Annotated in this window: 21 protein-coding genes; 5 read left to right on the top strand and 16 right to left on the bottom strand. The window is 53.6% G+C overall.

What is annotated here, in order from left to right; all coding sequences use genetic code 11:
* Window positions 1–2 precede the first annotated feature (2 nt).
* The 5 genes from nuoE to lrhA all read right to left on the bottom strand — a co-directional run bounded on the left by nuoE (window position 3) and on the right by lrhA (window position 5,131).
* On the bottom strand, window positions 3–518 hold the full coding sequence (nuoE, locus tag EGO56_RS06010) for an NADH-quinone oxidoreductase subunit NuoE (RefSeq protein WP_033733367.1): 516 nt from the start codon (window positions 516–518) through the stop codon (window positions 3–5).
* A 2-nt stretch (window positions 519–520) separates the two neighbouring features.
* Window positions 521–2,320 carry an NADH-quinone oxidoreductase subunit C/D gene (nuoC, locus tag EGO56_RS06005; RefSeq protein ID WP_013358573.1) on the bottom strand — a complete coding sequence of 600 codons (1,800 nt, stop codon included), beginning with the start codon at window positions 2,318–2,320 and terminating at the stop codon, window positions 521–523.
* Between the two features lie 113 nt (window positions 2,321–2,433).
* A complete protein-coding gene (locus tag EGO56_RS06000) occupies window positions 2,434–3,111 on the bottom strand; it encodes a NuoB/complex I 20 kDa subunit family protein (protein ID WP_013358574.1) in 678 nt (225 codons plus the stop codon).
* 15 nt (window positions 3,112–3,126) lie between these two features.
* A complete protein-coding gene (locus EGO56_RS05995) occupies window positions 3,127–3,570 on the bottom strand; it encodes an NADH-quinone oxidoreductase subunit A (RefSeq protein WP_010258058.1) in 444 nt (147 codons plus the stop codon).
* 637 nt (window positions 3,571–4,207) lie between these two features.
* A complete protein-coding gene (lrhA, locus tag EGO56_RS05990) occupies window positions 4,208–5,131 on the bottom strand; it encodes a transcriptional regulator LrhA (protein ID WP_013358575.1) in 924 nt (307 codons plus the stop codon).
* A gap of 963 nt (window positions 5,132–6,094) precedes the next feature.
* Between lrhA and EGO56_RS05985 the strand changes: the two genes are divergently transcribed.
* Together EGO56_RS05985 and yfbR are read left to right on the top strand one after the other, a co-directional pair.
* Window positions 6,095–7,312, top strand: coding sequence for a pyridoxal phosphate-dependent aminotransferase (locus EGO56_RS05985; protein WP_033733369.1), 1,218 nt, complete (start codon window positions 6,095–6,097; stop codon window positions 7,310–7,312).
* A 69-nt stretch (window positions 7,313–7,381) separates the two neighbouring features.
* Complete coding sequence (gene yfbR, locus EGO56_RS05980; protein WP_013358577.1) at window positions 7,382–7,981, top strand: 5'-deoxynucleotidase; 600 nt, start codon at window positions 7,382–7,384, stop codon at window positions 7,979–7,981.
* Between the two features lie 29 nt (window positions 7,982–8,010).
* Here the strand turns inward: yfbR and EGO56_RS05975 are convergent, their stop codons facing one another.
* From EGO56_RS05975 to yfbV, 3 genes are all read right to left on the bottom strand, one after another.
* Complete coding sequence (locus EGO56_RS05975) at window positions 8,011–8,670, bottom strand: sugar phosphatase (RefSeq protein ID WP_135907986.1); 660 nt, start codon at window positions 8,668–8,670, stop codon at window positions 8,011–8,013.
* 13 nt (window positions 8,671–8,683) lie between these two features.
* Window positions 8,684–9,178, bottom strand: coding sequence for a YfbU family protein (locus EGO56_RS05970; RefSeq protein WP_033783734.1), 495 nt, complete (start codon window positions 9,176–9,178; stop codon window positions 8,684–8,686).
* Between the two features lie 145 nt (window positions 9,179–9,323).
* Window positions 9,324–9,776: a terminus macrodomain insulation protein YfbV gene (gene yfbV / locus EGO56_RS05965; protein ID WP_013358580.1), complete on the bottom strand. Its 453-nt coding sequence runs from the start codon at window positions 9,774–9,776 to the stop codon at window positions 9,324–9,326.
* A 337-nt stretch (window positions 9,777–10,113) separates the two neighbouring features.
* Here yfbV and ackA point away from each other — a divergent pair, with 337 nt between their 5' ends.
* Together ackA and pta are read left to right on the top strand one after the other, a co-directional pair.
* Entirely contained in the window at window positions 10,114–11,316 is a 1,203-nt protein-coding gene (ackA, locus tag EGO56_RS05960) for an acetate kinase (protein ID WP_033733374.1), read from the top strand.
* An 86-nt stretch (window positions 11,317–11,402) separates the two neighbouring features.
* Window positions 11,403–13,532, top strand: coding sequence for a phosphate acetyltransferase (pta, locus tag EGO56_RS05955; RefSeq protein WP_033733375.1), 2,130 nt, complete (start codon window positions 11,403–11,405; stop codon window positions 13,530–13,532).
* 109 nt (window positions 13,533–13,641) lie between these two features.
* On the opposite strand, the gene yfcD is transcribed toward pta, so the two are convergent.
* Together yfcD and yfcF are read right to left on the bottom strand one after the other, a co-directional pair.
* Window positions 13,642–14,166, bottom strand: coding sequence for an NUDIX hydrolase YfcD (gene yfcD, locus EGO56_RS05950; protein ID WP_003854255.1), 525 nt, complete (start codon window positions 14,164–14,166; stop codon window positions 13,642–13,644).
* A gap of 107 nt (window positions 14,167–14,273) precedes the next feature.
* Window positions 14,274–14,915: a glutathione transferase gene (yfcF, locus tag EGO56_RS05945; RefSeq protein ID WP_013358583.1), complete on the bottom strand. Its 642-nt coding sequence runs from the start codon at window positions 14,913–14,915 to the stop codon at window positions 14,274–14,276.
* A 182-nt stretch (window positions 14,916–15,097) separates the two neighbouring features.
* On the opposite strand from yfcF, the gene EGO56_RS05940 reads away from it, so the two are divergent.
* A complete protein-coding gene (locus tag EGO56_RS05940; protein ID WP_135907984.1) occupies window positions 15,098–15,997 on the top strand; it encodes a TIGR01777 family oxidoreductase in 900 nt (299 codons plus the stop codon).
* 35 nt (window positions 15,998–16,032) lie between these two features.
* Here the strand turns inward: EGO56_RS05940 and hisP are convergent, their stop codons facing one another.
* The 6 genes from hisP to purF form a co-directional block, all read right to left on the bottom strand.
* Window positions 16,033–16,806, bottom strand: a complete 774-nt coding sequence (gene hisP, locus EGO56_RS05935) for a histidine ABC transporter ATP-binding protein HisP (RefSeq protein WP_013358585.1) — start codon at window positions 16,804–16,806, stop codon at window positions 16,033–16,035.
* Between the two features lie 8 nt (window positions 16,807–16,814).
* A complete protein-coding gene (locus tag EGO56_RS05930) occupies window positions 16,815–17,531 on the bottom strand; it encodes an ABC transporter permease (RefSeq protein WP_013358586.1) in 717 nt (238 codons plus the stop codon).
* Window positions 17,524–18,213, bottom strand: a complete 690-nt coding sequence (locus EGO56_RS05925) for a histidine ABC transporter permease HisQ (RefSeq protein WP_033733384.1) — start codon at window positions 18,211–18,213, stop codon at window positions 17,524–17,526. The genes EGO56_RS05930 and EGO56_RS05925 overlap by 8 nt, the downstream gene beginning before the upstream one ends.
* Before the next feature lie 181 nt (window positions 18,214–18,394).
* Window positions 18,395–19,177: a lysine/arginine/ornithine ABC transporter substrate-binding protein ArgT gene (argT, locus tag EGO56_RS05920; protein WP_095706851.1), complete on the bottom strand. Its 783-nt coding sequence runs from the start codon at window positions 19,175–19,177 to the stop codon at window positions 18,395–18,397.
* A gap of 259 nt (window positions 19,178–19,436) precedes the next feature.
* Window positions 19,437–20,006 (bottom strand): UbiX family flavin prenyltransferase, encoded by a 570-nt coding sequence (locus EGO56_RS05915; protein WP_135907982.1) that lies wholly within the window; start codon window positions 20,004–20,006, stop codon window positions 19,437–19,439.
* A gap of 113 nt (window positions 20,007–20,119) precedes the next feature.
* Window positions 20,120–21,637 (bottom strand): amidophosphoribosyltransferase, encoded by a 1,518-nt coding sequence (purF, locus tag EGO56_RS05910; RefSeq protein ID WP_013358590.1) that lies wholly within the window; start codon window positions 21,635–21,637, stop codon window positions 20,120–20,122.
* Window positions 21,638–21,650 lie beyond the last annotated feature (13 nt).

Below are 21,650 nucleotides of genomic sequence, written 5' to 3'. Positions count from 1 at the left end.
TGTCATTGATACTGCTCCAGTAAACCAGGAATGCCTTCCGGCGTCAGATGCACATGCGTGTCTTCATCCACCATCATCGTTGGGCCCTTGTCGCAGTTGCCCAGACAGCAGGTTGGCAGCAGCGTAAAGCGGCCATCAGCCGTGGTCTGACCCGGTTTGATATTCAGCTGCTGTTCCAGTGCGGACTGGATGCCCTGATAACCGGTGATGTGACAGACCACGCTGTCACAGTAACGGATCACATGACGGCCAACCGGCTGACGGAAGATCTGGCTGTAAAACGTCGCCACACCTTCAACGTCGCTTGCCGGGATACCCAGCACATCCGCGATCGCGTTAATCGCGCCGTCCGGCACCCAGCCACGCTGTTTCTGCACGATCTTCAGCGCTTCAATCGAGGCTGCACGCGCATCTTCGTAGTGGTGTTTTTCGTGCTCAATAGCGTGATGCTCTTCCGCGCTCAGCACGAAGACCTCGTTAGGGTCGATCGTTTTAATGGCAATGTGTTGATCGTGCATAATTAGCGGTCCACGTCTGACATAACAAAATCGATACTACCCAGATATACGATCAGGTCGGATACCAGGCTGCCACGGATTACGGAAGGAATCTGCTGCAGATGCGGGAAGCTCGGCGTACGCACGCGGGTGCGGTAGCTCATGGTGCTGCCATCGCTGGTCAGGTAGTAGCTGTTGATCCCTTTCGTCGCTTCAATCATCTGGAACGATTCATTGGCTGGCATCACCGGTCCCCAGGAAACCTGCAGGAAGTGGGTAATCAGCGTTTCAATGTGCTGCAGCGTGCGCTCTTTCGGTGGCGGCGTGGTCAGCGGATGATCCGCTTTAAATGGCCCCTCTGGCATGTTGTTGAGACACTGCTCAAGAATACGCAGCGACTGCCACATCTCTTCCATCTTCAGCTGAACGCGGCTGTAGGCATCGCTGACGCCATCGCCGACAGGAATTTCGAAATCGAAGTTTTCGTAGCCTGAATAGGGACGCCATTTACGCACGTCAAAGTCCAGACCCGTTGCACGCAGACCGGCACCCGTGGTGCCCCACGCCAGCGCCTCTTCCATGTTGTAGGCAGCCACGCCTTTGGAACGACCAATCAGCACCGTGTTACGCAGTGCAGCTTTGTCATATTCCTTCAGACGCTTCGGCATCCAGTCCAGGAAATCACGCAGCAGACGTTCCCAGCCACGCGGCAGGTCGTGCGCGACGCCACCAATGCGGAACCAGGCCGGGTGCATACGGAAACCGGTAATGGCTTCAACCACGTCATAGATTTTCTGGCGATCGGTAAAGGCAAAGAACACCGGTGTCATGGCACCGACGTCCTGAATAAAGGTGGAGATATAGAGCAGATGGCTGTTGATGCGGAACAGCTCAGAGAGCATTACGCGGATCACGTTAACGCGATCGGGCACCACGATACCAGCCAGTTTCTCCACTGCCAGCACGTACGGCATTTCGTTTACGCAGCCGCCGAGGTATTCAATACGGTCAGTGTAAGGAATGTAGCTGTGCCACGACTGACGTTCACCCATCTTTTCGGCACCACGATGGTGATAACCGATGTCAGGCACGCAGTCGACAATCTCTTCACCATCCAGCTGCAGAATGATGCGGAATGCACCGTGCGCCGACGGGTGGTTAGGCCCGAGGTTGAGGAACATGAAGTCTTCGTTGGTAGTACTGCGCTTCATGCCCCAGTCTTCAGGCTTGAAGGTCAGCGCTTCCATCTCTAAATCTTCTTTCTGCTTAGTCAGCGTGAAAGGGTCGAATTCGGTGGCGCGCGCCGGGTAATCTTTACGCAGCGGATGGCCTTCCCAGGTCGACGGCATCATGATGCGGGTCAGGTGCGGGTGGCCATCAAAGGTAATACCAAACATCTCCCAGGTTTCACGCTCATACCAGTTGGCATTCGGGAAAAGACGGGTGATGGTCGGCAGATGCATGTCGTTTTCAGAGAGTGCCACCTTGAGCATGATGTCGCGGTTGCGCTCGATCGACAACAGGTGGTAGAAAACGGAAAAATCCGCCGCAGGCAGGCCTGCACGGTGGGTACGTAAACGCTCATCCACGCCATGCAGGTCATACAGCATGACGTAAGGCTTGGGTAATTTACGCAGGAACTCGGTAATTTCCAGTATCTGTTCACGCTTAACCCAGACCACCGGAATGCCGGTGCGGGTTGGCTGAACAGTGAAGGCATCCGGCCCAAAACGATTACGCAACTCGCCGATCACCGGGTCATCAAGGTGATCACGGGTTTGCCATAGAGGCTGAGCGAGATCTTGCGTGGTCAAATCTGTCATACGTTACTCACCATTCCGGCCTGGTCTCAGGCACTCAAATGAAGGCGTCAGGATGGGGCCATGCATTAAATTGTGATGTTCTGCTGCAGGCGCGGTTTTCCATCCATACGGTTTTAAACTTCGTCCGGGCTGCGCAGGTTTGTGACTGCGATGCGCTCTGAGCGTTTTCTTTCACGCTCTGAAGGCATGTTGGCGCGGTAAACGCCCTGGTCGCCGACAACCCACGAAAGCGGACGGCGCTCTTTGCCGATCGACTCCTGCAACAGCAGCAGTGCCTGCATGTAGGCTTCAGGACGTGGCGGGCAGCCAGGAATGTAAACATCGACCGGCAGGAATTTATCGACGCCCTGCACCACCGAATAGATGTCATACATGCCGCCCGAGTTGGCGCAGGCACCCATGGAAATCACCCATTTTGGTTCCAGCATTTGATCGTACAAACGCTGAATAACCGGGGCCATTTTAGTAAACGGCGTACCGGCAATAACCATGAAATCCGCCTGACGTGGCGAGGCGCGCATCACTTCCGCACCAAAACGCGCTACGTCGTGAACCGCGGTGAACGACGTGGTCATCTCTACGTAACAACAGGACAAGCCGAAGTTGTAGGGCCAGAGGGAGTTTTTTCGTCCCCAGTTCACCATGTCATGCAGGGCATTTTCGAGTTTGCCCATATACACGCTGCGATGAACGTGCTGCTCCAGCGGATCGCTGACGATTTCCTGCTTTTGCAGAGGATAACGGTCGTTCTCACCACCGTTCGGGTCTATGCGGGTGAGCGTATAGTCCATCTTATTGCCTCTCTTTTACTGCTTATGAGGATTGGTGTGGCTGACCGTAGTGGTTTTCACCACCACGCGACGGCGAGCTGGTGCCCAGTCCAGTGCGCCAATGCGTACCAGATAGACCAGACCCGCCAGGAGCACCAAAATGAAAATTGCGGCTTCCACAAAGCCGATCCAACCGCTTTCACGGATTGAAGTCGCCCATGCGTATAAAAAGAGGGCTTCGACGTCGAAAATGACGAAAAACATCGCAACCAGATAAAATTTCGCCGACAGGCGGATATGGGTATCACCAACGGATTCGATGCCCGATTCGAATGGCGTGTCTTTGTAGCGGGCGCGCGCTCTGCCGCCAAGCAGCCATCCTCCGGTCAGCATGAAAGCACACAGGCCAAAGGCAATAACGATAAATACGATAAACGCCCAGTGCTGAGCGATGATTTCGGTGGTAGTTGACATACTCATTGCTTACTCATCAAAAGTGGCGCTGGCATCCTGCACGCGTTTCCCGCAGCAAACTGACCACATCGATTCAAGGGAAGGGTAAAAACCTTTTAAATATTGCTGTTATCAGGTAATAAGCAGCCATTTTATGGGGTTTTTTACTCCTTTCTATAACCTTTTGTCAACTTTGACAAAAGTATCCAAACATTATTTCACACCTGCATCATATTATTAACAAATGATGCCCCGCTTTCCAGCTAAATCGCTTCAGTCTGTAGGGTTAATTTTAGTGTAGCGGGTATTCACATGCATGGATCGTGCATTTAACAAACATATTTTGACAGGTATCATCCTGTTTTCCTTCCCCTTCTCAGGGGTATTTTCTTGATCCAGAACACACTTCTGTCCTTTATGCGCTAATTTTCTCCACATGAAACAGCGATCCGGAACAAATGGTTCGTTTTTTCGGTCTTTACGTTTCAGTTCATTGCAGGATGAAATTATTCAGGAGGGCAACGTCAGGGAGAGGAGCTGGTGGGAGAGTCGGGCGAGGCGCAGACATAAAAAAGCCTCTCGTTCTGTTCAGGGAATGAGAGGCCTATTTATAAGCGTTTGTTAAGACAACTGCGCCAGTGTTGAGTACAACACGTTAGCGAAATTACTCTTCGTCATCCAGTAACAGCGTACCGTCTGGATTATTGCTCAGGTTATACGGGTCGTTGGTGGACTGCATGGCGTTGAAGATAGCCAGTGCCAGCTCATTATCGCTGTCAGGATTGCGGCACAGCAGATATTGCGTATCCGGCAATACCGGCAGCCCTTCCGCCGCACCCATCACACGCAGTTCCGGGCTCATCATCTCTACCGGACGCGCTGTCACGCCGAGTCCCGCTTTCACCGCGGCGCGTACTGCAGCCAGTGTGGAAGCGACGTACGAGATACGCCACGGGATGCCGGCTTCATTAAGATGATCAATCGCCATATCGCGGTAAGGACTTGGCTCATCCAGCAGCACCAATGGAATAGCTTCGCCGCGCTGGAAGATATAATCCGCTGCGCAGTACCACAAGGTAGGTGAAGTACGCAGTACCTGATAGGTAAAATTACCCGGGCTGGAGGTCGTCACAACCAGGTCCACTTCACCCTGATTGAGCATTTCCATCATAAACGGATTACGTTTAACCCGAACATCGATTGCCAGTTTCGGATAAACCGAGGTTACCCGGTTTAACAGGAAAGGCAGAATAGTGTCAGAGGTGTCATCAGAGGCACCAATGGTCAGCACGCCCTGAATATTACTGTACATCAGCGAAGTGCAGGCTTCGTCGTTGAAACGAAGGATTTTTCTGGCATAGCCTAAAAGCTGGATCCCGTGCTCTGTTAACAGCTTATTACGTCCATGTCTGGCAAACAGCTCTTTACCTACCAATTGTTCCAGACGCTGCATCTGCTGACTGACTGCTGACTGGGTTCTGCAGACCGCTGCAGCGGCCGCTGCAAAGGTATTCAAATCCGCAACGGCAACGAAAGTTCTCAGCAGATCGAGGTCGAGATTGAGTATCGGACGATTTGCATTAGTCATGTTTTTTCTTCACTTATAAGATTTTTACGAACTACTACCCTGGTGTTATTACAAGCTTATCAAAGTGATAAGCAGTAATGGTGCTTAATGACAGTCCTGTGTGAAGACTGACACAAAAAAAATTCATCTGGAACCGGCACTGCTGACTCAACTGAAAGGGTCATGGTGCTCTCAAGACAGATACAACTTCTGAACCGATGGCGCTGGGGTGCGCAAATGCAGGAAGCTGCGTAGTTGTCTTATTCCCACCAGAAATAATCGGGCGGGATAAAAATCGCACTTTTAAGGCCAGCAAGACGAAGCGGCCATGTGCATTAAATAATAAATTATACTTAATCATTTTTGACTTCAAAATGGAAATGATTTTGTGAAAAGCGCTGTAAATTTTGTGCTAAAGGCATTTCCGGACCCTTATGCCACATTATTGATCACTTTTTAAGCCTTCAGCGTTCCGAAATTTAGTGAAGAAGTGTTAAGTACTGCTTACAATCCTGATAAAAGCGTGCCAGAAACACCTCTTCATTTGGTACTTTTCCGGCGATCACAAGGCCTTAAACAGGCCACTCTTAAGCAGTGTTAAGGCGTAGTCGTTGCACGCGTCATAAAATTGTCCACAAAGTGAACATTTATAAAATATCCTTTAACTATTTACCTGAGTGTATATTTCAGGAGCAAAGAAAAGCGTCCTTTCCATAACGTTCATATTTCATTTCACAATACCCAAGCCATATGTTGTCTCAGCCCCACTTTAGATAGTTTAAAATATTTCTATATGCATCATCTTTGGTTTTATCAACCACCTCACGCCTTAGTAAATATTTTTTACGCTACTCACCGTCTAAAAAGTTGTTGAACCCGCCAAAACGGGGCGGCACCCTTCATTTGTGACCGACAGGAGAGTACATTGTGCTGGTTCGATTTCAGTGGCAGCCAAAAAGGATTCTGCCCGTTAAGGCGGTAACAATGACTTTTCAAATAGATAAATCCGGAAAACTCGATAACGTCTGCTATGACATCCGTGGCCCGGTCCTGAAAGAGGCGAAGCGTCTCGAAGAAGAAGGCAATAAAGTTCTTAAGCTGAACATCGGCAATCCGGCGCCGTTTGGTTTCGAAGCACCGGATGAGATTCTGGTCGATGTGATTCGTAATCTTCCCAGCGCTCAGGGCTATTGCGACTCTAAGGGTCTCTATTCCGCCCGAAAAGCGATCATGCAGCACTATCAGGCGCGCGACATGCGTGATGTCACGGTAGAAGATATCTACATTGGCAACGGCGTTTCAGAGCTCATCGTGCAGGCGATGCAGGCGTTACTGAACAGCGGCGACGAAATGCTGGTGCCAGCGCCTGACTATCCGTTGTGGACGGCTGCGGTTTCCCTCTCCAGCGGAAAAGCGGTGCACTATCTGTGTGATGAGTCAGCAGGCTGGTTCCCTGACCTGGATGATATCCGCAGCAAGATCACCCCGCGGACCCGCGGTATCGTGATTATCAACCCGAATAACCCGACCGGCGCGGTCTACAGCAAAGAGCTGCTATTAGAGGTGGTTGAGATTGCGCGTCAGCATAACCTGATTATTTTTGCCGATGAGATCTACGATAAGATCCTTTACGACGAGGCACAGCACCACTGCATCGCAGCCCTGGCCCCCGATCTGCTGACCGTGACCTTCAATGGCCTTTCTAAAACCTATCGTGTAGCCGGTTTCCGTCAGGGCTGGATGGTACTGAACGGGCCAAAGAAACATGCGAAAGGCTACATTGAAGGGCTGGAGATGCTGGCGTCTATGCGCCTGTGTGCCAACGTACCGGCCCAGCATGCCATCCAGACGGCGCTGGGCGGCTACCAGAGCATCAGCGAATTTATCATGCCTGGTGGTCGTCTTTATGAGCAGCGCCAGCGTGCCTGGGAATTGATCAACGATATTCCCGGCGTCAGCTGTGTGAAGCCGCAGGGCGCGCTCTACATGTTCCCGAAAATTGACGCCAAAAAATTCAATATTTTTGACGATCAAAAAATGGTGCTGGATTTTCTGCTTCAGGAGAAGGTGCTGCTGGTACAGGGTAGTGCGTTCAACTGGCCATGGCCCGATCACCTGCGCATTGTTACGCTGCCTCGTGTGGATGATCTGGAGATGGCGATTAATAAATTTGGTCGCTTCCTGCAAGGCTATCGCCAGTAATCACGCCCGCGTATACTGATGCTATTTGGGGAGAGCCTGTCTCTCCCCTGCCTGCTAACAGGAACGCTCATGACACAAAGCCACTTCTTTGCTCACCTCTCCCGTCTTAAGCTGATCAACCGCTGGCCACTGATGCGCAATGTGCGTACCGAGAATGTTTCTGAACACAGTCTGCAGGTCGCCATGGTGGCGCACGCGCTGGCCGTCATCAAAAATCTTAAATTCAGTGGGTCGCTTAACGCCGACCGCATTGCCATGCTGGCGCTTTATCACGATGCCAGCGAGGTGCTCACCGGCGATTTACCCACCCCGGTGAAGTACTACAACGCACAGATTGCCCACGAATATAAGAAAATCGAGAAGATTGCCCAGCAGAAACTGATTGAGATGCTGCCTGAAGAGTTTCAGGCGATCTATCGCCCGCTAATCGACGAGCATCTGCATAGCGAAGAGGAGCAGGCCGTGGTGAAACAGGCTGATGCGCTCTGTGCCTATGTAAAATGTCTTGAGGAGCTGTCTGCCGGCAATAACGAATTCCTGCTGGCCAAAGCGCGGCTGGAAAAGACCCTGGCACAGCGGCGTTCGCCAGAGATGGATTACTTCGTTGAGGTGTTTATTCCAAGCTTCAGCCTGTCGCTGGATGAAATTTCGCAGGATACGCCACTGTAAACCCGACGGCATGGCCGCCGGGCGGATCTTTAAGCCTGCTGGCTGAAGGTAAAGCTGCCGTCAGACTCACGAGTGACTACCAGAGACGCCAGTGAGTCGAGCCGAAGCGCTACCTCATCCAGCCGTGGCGTTTCCGCCGGGGCGTTGATGGCAATCACCGCACAGCCAGCGTTCAGGCCGGACAGAATACCGGCGGGTGCATCTTCTGCCACCACGCATGACGTCGCCACTAATCCCAGCTTCTCTGCACCAAGCAGATAAGGATCGGGCTCAGGTTTGCCTTTAGCGACCTGCTCAGCGGTAATGAAGACGGCGGGCTTCGGTAATCCTGCGGCTTTGTGACGAGCATGAGCGACCGGCACCGAGCCAGAGGTGACTATCGCCCAGGGAATCTGCAGCTCGTTCAGCCGGTTCAGCAGCGCATGGGCGCCTGGCAGCGCCTGCACACCGTCGGTGTCTGCCGCTTCAGCCTGCTCCAGCGCGACAAACTCCGCCTGAATAGCCTCTTCCGACTGGCCTGCCATGAAATGACGCAGAGAGGTAATCGCCTGTTTGCCATGGATGAAATCCAGGATCTCATCAGCGGCGATACCATGACGGGCACCCCACTGGCTCCAGGCTCGTTCAACCGCTGGCAGTGAGTCCACCAGCGTGCCGTCTAAATCAAATAGAAAACCTCTGTAGGTCACGCGCTCCTCCTCATCAGGCATTAATCACTTGCGCAATTTCGTTTGCACTTAAATGGTACTGGCGCGGACAAGTCTGCCACAAAGCTAACATGCGTTGATACTTTTCCCACATCGGGGTCTGCGCGTTAAAACCGTGGGTACCGGAATCAAAGTGGGTATAACGCCCTTCTGTATTGACCATAAAACGGACGTAACCCAGCAGGCGTGCTTCCGTTGCTGCATCAAAGCCCAGAAAGGCGAGACGGCGCTCTTCCAGCTGACCTTTATCCTTCAGGTTCGACCAGGAGACGTGGAGCGCATGATGCATTTCCATTATATCGATCACAGTCCGGCAGATCGCTTCACTCAGTTCGCCAAACTCTTTATCCAGCTCGCGCATCTGCAGCGCATAACCGCGTTCGATAATGGTCTGGTAACGGCGAAAACGTTCTGCATTTTCCGGCTCAAGCATGGCCATGATTTTGTACTGGTTGGTAAGAATCAGACGCTGCGCATGGGTCATTTCCATCATTCACTCCCGGTCAGAGACCGCTCAGTTAATCGACAATGGAGAAATGATTGCACAGTGTTAGCGACACGGAAATCGCCGTATCGCCTTTCTTTGATTTGGCCGCAGGTTAGCGGTAATTATTTTACCGCCAGCCCCGGAGGGGTCAGAGATCGTCCAGGAAAGTGCGGTCGAGTTGTTTAAACGCCCGCTTGAGCAGATCGGCCAGCGCCTGATAGGTCGGCTTGCCTTCAACCGGCGCTATCGCCTGCCCCGCTTCTTCCAGCCGGGCACGCACTTCATGAAACCAGTTAAGCAGCGTCGGCGGCAGCGGCGTGACTGAACGCTTACCCAGCCACCATAGTCCCTGCATCGGCAGGCTGCAGGCAAACAGCGCCGTCGCCACGGCAGGACCTAACTGACCGCCCATCGCGATCTGCCAGGTCAGCGTAAAAATCGCCAGCGGTGGCATAAAGCGAATGGCGAAACGCGTTGCTGATGAAACGCGGTTTTCCGGGAACACCGGGGCCAGGCGCTTATCAGCAGGCCAGGTCTTCATATAGTGCTGGCCGCGCTGAAACATCCGAAACCAACTGGTACTGCCAGATTCATTCGCCATGGCTCACCTCAATTAATACTGCAAAGATTAAAAAATAGTTATAACCACACAACTTTACGTAACATCCTTCAATTATTTTTGTCTTTAAAGATGACTCCAGCTATTCTGACGCCGTTTTAACACCTTTCCGCACGCGGGATGCGCCGTTGGGAAGAGGCCTGAGCCATGTTTCGACAAGGCAATCTTCAAATTTTCGCGTAAGATTGCTGAAATTTTTTGCGGAAATGCAGATTTCTGTCTACCGCATGATGTTTGTCATTAATCTACCAGCTTTCATGGGCTACGCTGTTAGTCTGATTGCGTTTTATTTAGCCACTCTCAAAAAATAGGTACTTCCATGTCGAGTAAGTTAGTTCTGGTTCTGAACTGTGGCAGCTCTTCCCTGAAGTTTGCCATTCTCAACCCTGCCAGCGGTGAAGAGTTCCTGTCAGGCCTGGCGGAATGTTTCCACCTTCCTGAGGCCCGCATCAAATGGAAGCTGGAAGGCGAAAAACAGGAAGCGCCTTTGGGTGCTGGCGCAGCGCATAGCGAAGCGCTGAACTTTATTGTTAAGACCATTCTGGCACAAAAACCTGAGCTTTCGGCACAAATTGCTGCAATCGGCCATCGTATCGTTCATGGCGGCGAGAAGCTGACTCAGTCAGTCATCATTACTGAAGACGTGGTACAGGGCATCAAGGACGCCTCTTCTTTTGCACCGCTGCACAACCCGGCTCATCTGATCGGTATTGATGAAGCGATGAAAAACTTCCCGCACCTGTCAGATAAGAATGTCGCGGTATTCGACACGGCTTTCCATCAGACAATGCCGGAAGAGTCTTACCTTTATGCGCTGCCGTACAAATTATATAAAGAGCATGGCGTTCGTCGCTATGGCGCGCATGGCACCAGCCATTTCTATGTGACTCACGAAGCCGCTAAAATGCTTAACAAGCCGCTTGAGTCACTTAACATTATCACCTGTCACCTCGGTAATGGTGGTTCAGTTTCTGCTATTCGTAACGGCGAGTGCGTAGACACCTCTATGGGCCTGACTCCGCTGGAAGGTCTGGTGATGGGAACCCGCAGTGGCGACATCGATCCGGCCATCATCTTCTTCCTGCACGATACGCTGGGTATGAGCGTTGACGCCATCAATAAACTGCTGACCAAAGAGTCTGGCCTGTTAGGGCTGACCGAAGTCACCAGCGACTGCCGCTACGTAGAAGACAACTACACCACCAAAGAAGATGCGAAGCGCGCAATGGATGTCTTCTGTCATCGCCTGGCGAAATATATCGGCAGCTACACCGCGCTGATGGATGGCCGTCTTGACGCCGTCGTGTTCACTGGCGGCATCGGTGAAAACGCCGCGATGGTCCGTGAACTTTCACTGAAAAAACTGGCACTGCTGGGCTTCGACGTCGACCATGAGCGCAACCTGGCGGCCCGTTTCGGCAAATCAGGCTACATCAATAAAGAAGGCACCCGCCCGGCGCTGGTGATTCCGACCAACGAAGAGCTGGTCATCGCCCAGGACGCCGCGCGTCTGACTGCGTAAAACACTTCTCTCCGTCAGCTCAGGCTGACGGAGTTGTTTCTGACACCCTGCCATTACTGAGAGGTTCAAACGTGTCACGTACAATTATGCTCATTCCGACCGGCACCAGCGTCGGCCTGACCAGCGTCAGCCTTGGCGTTATCCGCGCCATGGAGCGCAAAGGTGTTCGCCTTAGCGTCTTTAAGCCGATTGCTCAGCCACGTGCTGGCGGCGACACTCCGGATCAAACCACCACCATCATCCGTAAGAACTCATCGATTCCTGCCGCTGAACCGCTGCAGATGTCGCGCGTTGAGTCACTGCTGGGTTCCAACCAGCAGGATGTACTGATGGAAGAGATCATCTCCCGATACCACGCCAACACTCAGGATGCGGAAGTGGTGCTGGTTGAAGGTCTGGTGCCGACCCGTAAGCATCAGTTCGCCAACGCGCTGAACTATGAAATCGCTAAAACCCTGAACGCGGAAATCGTCTTCGTGATGGCGCTGGGCAATGACTCTCCGGCACAGCTGAAAGAGCGCATTGAACTGACGCAAAGCAGCTTCGGCGGTCAGAAGAACAAAAACATCACTGGCGTGATCATCAACAAACTCAACGCGCCGGTTGACGATCAGGGACGTACCCGCCCTGACCTGTCAGAAATCTTTGATGATTCCTCAAAAGCCAGCATCGCCAATATCGATCCTAAGCAGCTGTTCTCAGACAGCCCGCTGCCGGTGCTGGGCTGCGTGCCGTGGAGCTTTGATCTGATTGCCACCCGCGCTATCGATATGTGCCGTCACCTGGATGCACGCATCATTAACGAAGGCGAGATTCAGACCCGTCGGGTTAAATCCGTTACCTTCTGCGCCCGCAGTATTCCGCACATGCTGGAGCATTTCCGTCCTGGCTCACTGCTGGTGACTTCGGCTGACCGTCCGGATGTGCTGGTCGCCGCCTGTCTGGCTGCGATGAACGGCATTGAGATTGGCGCAATCCTGCTGACCGGTAACTACGAGATTGACGATCGCATTGCCCGTCTCTGCGACCGCGCCTTCCAGACCGGCCTGCCGGTGTTTATGGTGAAAACCAATACCTGGCAGACCTCACTGAGCCTGCAGAGCTTTAATCTTGAAGTGCCTGCTGATGACACGCAGCGCATCGAAAAGGTGCAGGAATATGTCGCCAGCTACATTAATGCAGAGTGGATTGAGTCACTGACCGCCACATCTGAGCGCAGCCGTCGCCTGTCACCACCTGCTTTCCGCTATCAGCTTACCGAGCTGGCGCGTAAAGCGGGCAAACGCGTGGTACTGCCAGAGGGCGATGAGCCGCGTACGGTTAAAGCGGCCGCTATCTGTGCCGAGCGCGGTATCGCTACCTGCGTACTGTTAGGCAACCCGGAGGAGATTCAGCGTGTCGCTGCGGCTCAGGGTGTTGAACTGGGCAAAGGCGTTGAGATTGTTGACCCGGAACAGGTCCGTGAAAACTACGTGCCGCGTCTGGTTGAGTTGCGTAAGAGCAAAGGCATGACCGAGGTGGTTGCTCAGGAGCAGCTGGAAGATAACGTGGTACTCGGCACCATGATGCTGGAGAGCGGCGAAGTGGATGGCCTGGTGTCAGGTGCAGTTCACACCACGGCCAACACCATTCGTCCGCCGCTGCAGCTGATCAAAACCGCGCCTAACAGCTCACTGGTTTCCTCGGTGTTCTTTATGCTGCTGCCGGAGCAGGTGCTGGTTTACGGCGACTGCGCGATTAACCCGGATCCGACTGCGGAGCAGCTGGCGGAGATCGCTATCCAGTCTGCCGATTCAGCCAGCGCCTTTGGTATCGATCCGCGTGTTGCGATGATCTCCTACTCTACCGGCACGTCAGGTGCGGGCAGCGACGTTGAGAAAGTGCGTGAAGCAACGCGTATTGCGCAGGAGAAACGGCCTGATCTGGTAATCGATGGTCCGCTGCAGTATGACGCCGCGATCATGGAGGATGTGGCGAAATCCAAAGCGCCGAATTCTCAGGTTGCCGGTCGCGCTACTGTGTTTATCTTCCCGGATCTCAACACCGGTAACACCACCTACAAAGCGGTACAGCGTTCAGCCGATCTGATCTCCATCGGACCGATGCTGCAGGGTATGCGTAAGCCGGTCAATGACCTGTCGCGCGGTGCGCTGGTGGATGACATCGTTTATACCATCGCCCTGACGGCGATTCAGTCCCAGCAGGCTGAAGGCTAAGCGGCGGGTCATAACGAAAAAGGCATGCCCCAGAGCATGCCTTTTTTTCGCCGGTAACAAAGCGGCTATGTCTGATGCGGATGAATAACCTGAATTAAAATGCCTGTTTTCAGGCCCGGTTATCGCCGTTGCGGCTCATCCACAGGGAGAGTGCTTTCAGCGAATCGTCGGTGAACTCATCACAACGTGCGGTAATCTCATCAGGCGTCATCCAGATAATCTCATCGACTTCCGATTCCTGCATGGCGAATGGCCCGTGTGATACACAACTGAACAGACCGCCCCAGACACGACAGTGTTGGTCTTCGAAGTAGAATTTGCCATGTTCAGCAAACGGCACCGCGGCAATCCCTAACTCCTCTTCTGCTTCACGTCGCGCAGATTCCAGCATATCTTCACCGCTCTGCACCACGCCGCCCGCGGTTGCGTCCAGTTTGCCCGGCATAAAATCTTTTATCTCGGTGCGACGCTGTACCAGAATCTTACCCATACCGTCATGAACCACAATATAGGTAGCGCGGTGACGCAGGCACTGAGCACGCATCTGCGCACGTGTCGCCTGAGCAACGACTTCATTCTCTTCGTTTACGATATCGACCCACTCGATGCCGTCACCCGCAGTTTGATCCACCATCAGTAACCCTTTCCTGTTTGGCGTACAGTTGTGTACGCAGTTTGCCACCTGTTATTTTTATGTGGCGTAAGGTAATCACTTCCGACAGCCTGAGCAAGCCCTGGCTGTTACCGATTTTTACCACTTTCTGCTAACCACAGTTGTACCGAGGCTCGCTGCCACTGAAACTCAGCATAATGCCGCAGACGGACGGGCAAAGGATCGCCATGTAATACCAGCCGGTTAAGCATTACAGCCAGATCGGTATCCGCAATGGACCACTCACCAAACAGGTTCTGTTGCCCCTCAGGCAGCAGACGATCGACAGCGGTAACCAGTTTATCCACCGCCTGCTGCGCTGACGCAGTCAGTGGCGCAAAACGTTCACCGGCGAACAGCACTTCTGTCGGACGCTCCTGACGGATCCACAGGAAGTCACTGCGCAGCCAGGCCTGAATCTCACGAGCACGGGCGCGCTTTTCCCGGTCGCGTGGATAGAGGCGCTCAAATTCGGGTGCCGGAAAACGCTCTTCGAGATATTCGGTAATCGCCGAGGATTCGCTTAACAGGAAGTCATCAATCTGAAGAGTCGGCACGCGGCAGGTCAGCGACAGCTCGCGGTATGCTGCGGCGTATTGCTGATTCTGTGACAGATCGACACGTTTCAGCTGGAAAGGGATCCCTTTTTCGGTAAGAGCAACATAGGCAGACATAGCGTAAGGACTGAAAAATGATGAATCTGACCACAGGGTGATGGACGGATAATTCATCGGTTACCTCAATTGGCTGTCAGGGTTGCATCATGTTTACCGATTTTTTTTTGCGAAGGCAACGCTGAGCTGCTCCGATCTCTGCCACCGGAACCAGAAAGCGCGACGCGACTCACTCTGGAATGGCTCGACTCTTCTATGCTGAAAGGTGCAAATAACAAAAACATCAAGGGAGCCGCAACATGCACATTCTAATTACCGGTGGCACGGGACTGATTGGCCGTCACCTGATCCCGCGCCTGCAGCAGCTGGGGCATCAGATCAGCGTGGTGACACGTGACGTGGTCAGCGCGCGTGAAAAACTGGGCGAGAACGTCGCACTCTGGTCAGGCCTGGCGCAACAGTCGAATCTGGATAACATCGATGCGGTGATTAATCTGGCGGGAGAACCCATCGCCGACAAGCGCTGGACGGAGCCGCATAAACAGCAGCTGTGCGAAAGCCGCTGGCAGATCACTGAGCAGATCGCCTCACTGATCAACGCCAGCGCTACGCCGCCCTCAGTATTGATCTCTGGTTCGGCAACCGGCTTTTATGGCAATACCGGCGATCTGGTGCTGACTGAAGAGGATCAGGGGCAGGATGAGTTTACGCATCAGCTCTGCGCCCGCTGGGAGCAGCTGGCGCTTGCAGCAGAAAGTGAGCGCACCCGCGTCTGCCTGATGCGGACCGGCGTGGTGCTGGCCCCCGAAGGTGGCGCACTCAGCAAAATGAAGTTGCCCTTTAAGCTCGGCATCGGCGGGCCTATCGGCAGTGGCAAGCAATATATGCCGTGGATCCACCTTGATGACATGCTTAACGCCATTATCTGGCTGCTGGATCATGATGATCTGCGTGGTCCGTTTAATATGGTCGCGCCTTACGCCGTGCGCAATGAGCAGTTTGCCGCCACGCTGGGCCAGGTTATGCACCGCCCTGCCTTTATGCGCACGCCAGCCAGCGCCATTAAACTGATGATGGGCGAATCGTCGGTGCTGGTGCTGGGAGGACAGCATGTGCTGCCAAAGCGGCTGGAAGCCTCGGGTTTTAGCTTCCGCTGGTACGATCTGCAGCAGGCGTTGCAGGATGTGGTGAAGCATTAACCTGACGCCCGCGCCTGTCAGACGCGGGCGCTGGATTACTTCAGCGACCCCTTGAGGAACTGCTGTAAACGCGGGCTTTTCGGGCTGCCGAATACCTCCGAAGGTGGCCCCTGCTCTTCGATTTTACCCTGATGCAGGAAAATCACGTGATTTGAGACGTGACGGGCAAACTCCATCTCGTGGGTCACCACCACCATGGTTTTGCCCTCTTCCGCCAGCTTTTGCATGATGCGCAGCACTTCACCGACCAGTTCCGGATCCAGCGCCGAGGTCGGCTCATCAAACAGCAACACCTCCGGCTCCATCGCCAGTGCACGCGCAATCGACACACGCTGCTGCTGCCCCCCGGAGAGGTGCACCGGATACTTGGCCTGCGCCCGCGCATCGATGCCCACTTTATCGAGGTAGCGGATGGCCCGCTCACGCGCCTCCGCTTTGCTCAGCCCCAGCACCTGAATCGGCGCTTCCATGACGTTTTCCAGCACCGTCATGTGGCTCCAGAGATTGAAATGCTGGAACACCATGGTCAGACTGGTGCGCAATGCGCGCAACTGTTCTTTGTCAGCGACTTTCAGCTGACCATCTTTGTCACGGACCAGCGTGATGTGTTGGTTATTGACCACGATGGTGCCTTCACTCGGTTTTTCGAGGAAGTTGATGCAGCGTAAAAAGGTACTTTTCCCTGAACCGGACGATCCAATGATACTGATCACATCGCCCGCTTTCGCAGTTAACGAGACCCCTTTCAGCACTTCATGTTCACCGTAACGCTTATGCAATTCGGTGACGCTTAATTTATTGTCAGCCATAGTTCTACTCAATGCGATGAAGAGGGTTTCACGTGGGCCAGCCAGCGACGTTCCGCCAGGCGGAACAGGCTGATCAACACGTAAGAGATAATCAGGTACAACACTGCCGCCAGACCAAAGGCGGTAAACGGCTGATAAGTTGCTGAGTTAATATCTCGTGCGACTTTCAGCAGATCCGGCACCGTGGCGGTGAAGGCTAATGCCGTGGAGTGCAGCATCAGAATTACCTCGTTGCTGTAGACGGGCAGAGCCGTACGCAGCGCGGAAGGCAGGATAATGCAGCGATAGAGTTTGAAGGTGGAGAAGCCGTAAGCCCGCGCTGCCTCAATCTCACCGTGGGGTACCGAGCGAATCGCACCCGCAAAGATTTCCGTGGTGTAAGCGCAGGTATTCAGGGTAAAGGCGAGCAGCGTACAGTTCAGGCCGCTGCGGAAAAAAGCGTTCAGCAGTTCCGTGCCTTTAACAATTTCCAGCGTGTACATGCCGGAGTAGAAGACCAGCAGCTGTACATAGAGCGGCGTGCCGCGAAATACGTAGGTAAAGAGCCAGACCGGAAAGCTGATAAACCGGTTTGGCGAAACCCGGGCTATCGCCAGCAGAATGGCCAGACAGCCGCCAATAGTGACTGAGAGAATTAACAGCCACAGGGTGATCGCCACACCGGTAAAACGATAACCGTCCGTCCAGAGCAGCGATTTCCAGTATTCCTGAATAATCTCAATCATAACTCGCCCTCTTCACACCGACCGTATAGCGACGGTTCAGCCACCACAGCACGCCGTTCGACAGCGTGGTGAACACCAGATAGATCACACCGGCGACAATGGCGAAGTAGAACGGCTGCCAGGTACTTTTCCCCGCCAGCTGCGTCGCCTTCACCACATCTTCCAGTCCCAGCAGCGAAACCAGCGCGGTGGCTTTCAGGATTACCTGCCAGTTATTTCCGATGCCCGGCAGCGCGTAGCGCATCATGGCCGGAAACAGAATGCGGCGGAACACCTGCGCGCCGGTAAAGCCAAACGCAGTGGCCGCTTCAATCTGCCCTTTCGGCACCGCCATAAAGGCACCGCGGAATGTTTCGGTGAAATAGGCACCATAAATAAAGCCGAGCGTGATGATACCGGCGACCATCGGGTCGATATCAAACTGCGCCATGCCCAGTGCGTCGGTAACCTGGTTGAGGACAATCTGCAGACCGTAGAAAATCAGCAGCATCAGTACGAGGTCTGGCACGCCACGAATCAGCGTGGTGTAGCCTTCAAAAATCATCGCCAGTGGCCGGCTGCGCGACAGTTTCGCGCCTGCGCCAATCAGGCCCAGCAGCACTGCCAGCACGACGGAAGTGAGCGCCAGCTCCAGCGTCACCAGCGTGCCCCGAAGAATTACATCAGAATAGCCATACAGCATTGAGAGGGTCCTGTCGTGGGGTGAAAACGAAACGCTGCCCGCCAGTGATTGACGGGCAGTTTAGCTTTACCTCTCCGTTGCAGATGCCATCCGCCATTAGCGGGTCGGCTCCGGTTTCTGCACCAGGCAGAACCGGCTCAGTCCCGGCAAAACGGACACAGAGGGTAAAGCGACAGGATGGTTAGTCGCCGTACACATTGAAATCGAAGTATTTCTTCGCAATCTTGTCGTAGGTGCCATCTTTACGCATGTCAGCAAAGGCTTTGTCGATGGCGGCTTTCAGTTCGCTGTCATCTTTACGCAGTCCCATCCCGGTTCCAACGCCAAAGATCTTGTCATCCTTCACCGAAGGACCGGCGAAGGCGTAGTTTTTACCCACCGGCTGCTTCAGGAAACCTTCGCTGGCCTGCACTTCATCCTGGAAGGCTGCATCAATACGACCGGCATTCAGATCCTGATACACCAGATCCTGGTTAGCATAAGGGGTGACGTTAACCCCTTTTGGCCGCCAGTTCTGATTGGCATAGGTTTCCTGCGTGGTGCCCTGCAGCAGGCCGATATTTTTGCCTTTCAGTGACTCAATAGTCGGCTGAATTTTCGATCCCTTCGGTGCGACTAAACGTGCGTTAGCGGCGTAAAGTTTTTCCGAGAAGGCGATCTCTTCCTGACGTTTTGCTGTGATGGAAAGTGAGGAGATGATGGCATCAATTTTCTTCGCTTTCAGGGAAGGGATCAGCGCATCAAAGTCGCTTTCAACGTAGGTACATTGGGTATGAATGCGTTTACAGATTTCGTTAGCGAGGTCGATATCGAAGCCCACTAACTTGCCTTGCGCGTCTTTCGACTCAAACGGTGGGTAAGTTGGATCTGTGCCGATACGGATTGAACCCGGAACTGCCGCGAAGACGCTGGCAGCACTGGTTAAGCCCAGCATCAGGGAAAGAGCCAGAACACGCTTTTTCATAGATTACCCTCAAGTGAAGTGCTTTTTGTTATGTGGTTCGTGATGTGTTTGCGCAAAGTAATTTGCATGTTTCATGCCAGTTCTGCAAGTTATCCACGCCGTTAACGTGATGACAGACAGGCGAAAACGCTGTGTTTGTGAGGGGAATATAGCAGTGAAGTAAAAGAGAAAAAGCGACGTTGTTAACTTTTGGTGCGTCAAATGCACGAAGAGTGATCCGAGGCGCGCTTATGCACTAAATAAGTGCGCCAGCGGAACTTTATGCACCCTGCCAGCGCATAAAGAGATCTTCCGGTAATTCGATATCGAACTGATCGATTACCCGATTCACGGTCTGGTCGATGAGCTGATCGATGGTTTCAGGCCGATGATAAAACGCTGGCACGGGCGGCATGATAATGGCACCCAGTTCAGCCGCGGTGGTCATCATCCGCAGGTGGCCGACGTGCAGTGGGGTTTCACGTACGCACAATACCAGCTTACGCTGCTCTTTTAATACCACATCAGCCGCACGGGTCAGCAATGAGTCACTGTAGCTGTGCACAATCCCTGAAAGCGTTTTCATCGAGCAGGGTAAAATCGCCATGCCCAGCGTTTTGAACGATCCCGACGAGATATTTGCTGCAATATCGCGCACGTCATGCACCACATTGGCCAGCGCCTGCACGTCACGCAGCGAATAGTCGCTCTCCAGCCCCAGTGTCTGACGTGCCGCCTGGCTCATGACCAGATGCGTTTCTACCTCTTCCACCTGCTGCAACACCTGCAGCATGCGCACGCCATAGATCACCCCGCTTGCGCCAGAGATGCCAATGATGAGTCGTTTCATATTCCAACCTTATGTCAGCCAATGCGCCATCATACGCGGCCAGCGGGTTTCTGAAAACAAACAGGGCGGGATTGCTCCCGCCCTGTTTTATGCTGCCCGACTATGGATGGGTATCAGCCTTCGTTGTGCAGCTCAAGGTTTTCGACTTCGTTCTGGCGCTGAAGCGCTTTGGCATCATCATTACGCAGCGACTCCAGATACTCCAGATACTGCTGGTCGACATCCTTCGTCACGTAAATGCCGTTGAACACCGAGCACTCAAATTGTGCAATGTCCGGGTTCTCTTCACGCACCGCTTCGATCAGATCGTCGAGATCCTGGAAAATCAGTGCATCGGCTTTAATCAGCTGGCGAATCTCTTCCACTTCGCGGCCGTGCGCAATCAGTTCCGTGGCGCTCGGCATATCGATGCCGTAGACGTTCGGGAAACGAATTTCCGGTGCCGCTGAGGCCAGGTAAACGCGTTTTGCACCCGCTTCACGCGCCATCTCAATAATCTGCTCTGAAGTCGTACCGCGCACGATAGAGTCATCCACCAGCAGCACGTTTTTATCTCGGAATTCAGCGCGGTTCGCGTTGAGCTTGCGGCGTACTGCGCTGCGACGTAACTGCTGTCCCGGCATGATAAAGGTACGGCCAACGTAGCGGTTTTTCACGAAGCCCTGACGATAAGGCTTGTCGAGAATACGGGCGATTTCCAGCGCGATATCGGTTGAGGTTTCCGGAATTGGAATCACGACATCAATGTCGAGATCTTCCCACTCGCGGGCAATTTTCTCGCCCAGCTTGGTGCCCATGCGGACGCGGGCGCTGTAGACGGAGATTTTGTCCAGGAAGGAGTCCGGACGCGCAAAGTAGACATACTCGAACAGGCACGGATTGCTTTTCGGGTTTTCAGCACACTGGCGGGTCGAAAGCTGGCCCGCTTCAGTGACATAAACCGCTTCACCCGGTGCAACGTCACGGATGAATTCAAAGCCCAGCGTATCCAGCGCAACACTCTCGGAGGCGACCATATATTCGGTGCGGCCATCAGCGATAACGCGCTTGCCCAGCACCAGCGGACGGATGCCGTTAGGGTCGCGGAAGGCCACCATGCCGTGGCCGATAATCATCGCTACGACGGCGTAGGCACCGCGAACCTGCTGATGTACCGCAGCCACCGCAGCAAAAATGTTGTCAGCTTCCAGCGGATCGTTTTGAAAACGATCTAACTCCTGCGCAAAGATATTCAGCAGGATTTCAGAATCTGAAGTGGTATTAACGTGACGGCGACCCTTTTCAAACAGGTGCTTACGCAGCACATGGGCGTTGGTCAGGTTACCGTTGTGCGCCAGGGTGATGCCATACGGGGAGTTTACATAGAATGGCTGCGCTTCAGAGGCACTGGAGCTGCCCGCGGTGGGATAACGCGCGTGACCGATCCCCATATTGCCCTGCAGTCGCTGCATGTGGCGTGCTTCGAAAACGTCGCTGACCAGGCCGTTTGCCTTTCGCAGGCGAAAACATTTCAGCGCATCGATAGTACAAATGCCTGCGGCATCCTGCCCGCGGTGCTGGAGCACCGTTAACGCGTCATAGATCGACTGGTTGACCGGCATGAAACCGGTGATACCGACAATACCGCACATGTTGTCATTTCCT

This window comes from Pantoea vagans (assembly GCF_004792415.1).
In the GTDB taxonomy this organism is placed as follows: domain Bacteria; phylum Pseudomonadota; class Gammaproteobacteria; order Enterobacterales; family Enterobacteriaceae; genus Pantoea; species Pantoea vagans.
This window is presented reverse-complemented; position numbering and strand designations above follow the sequence as displayed.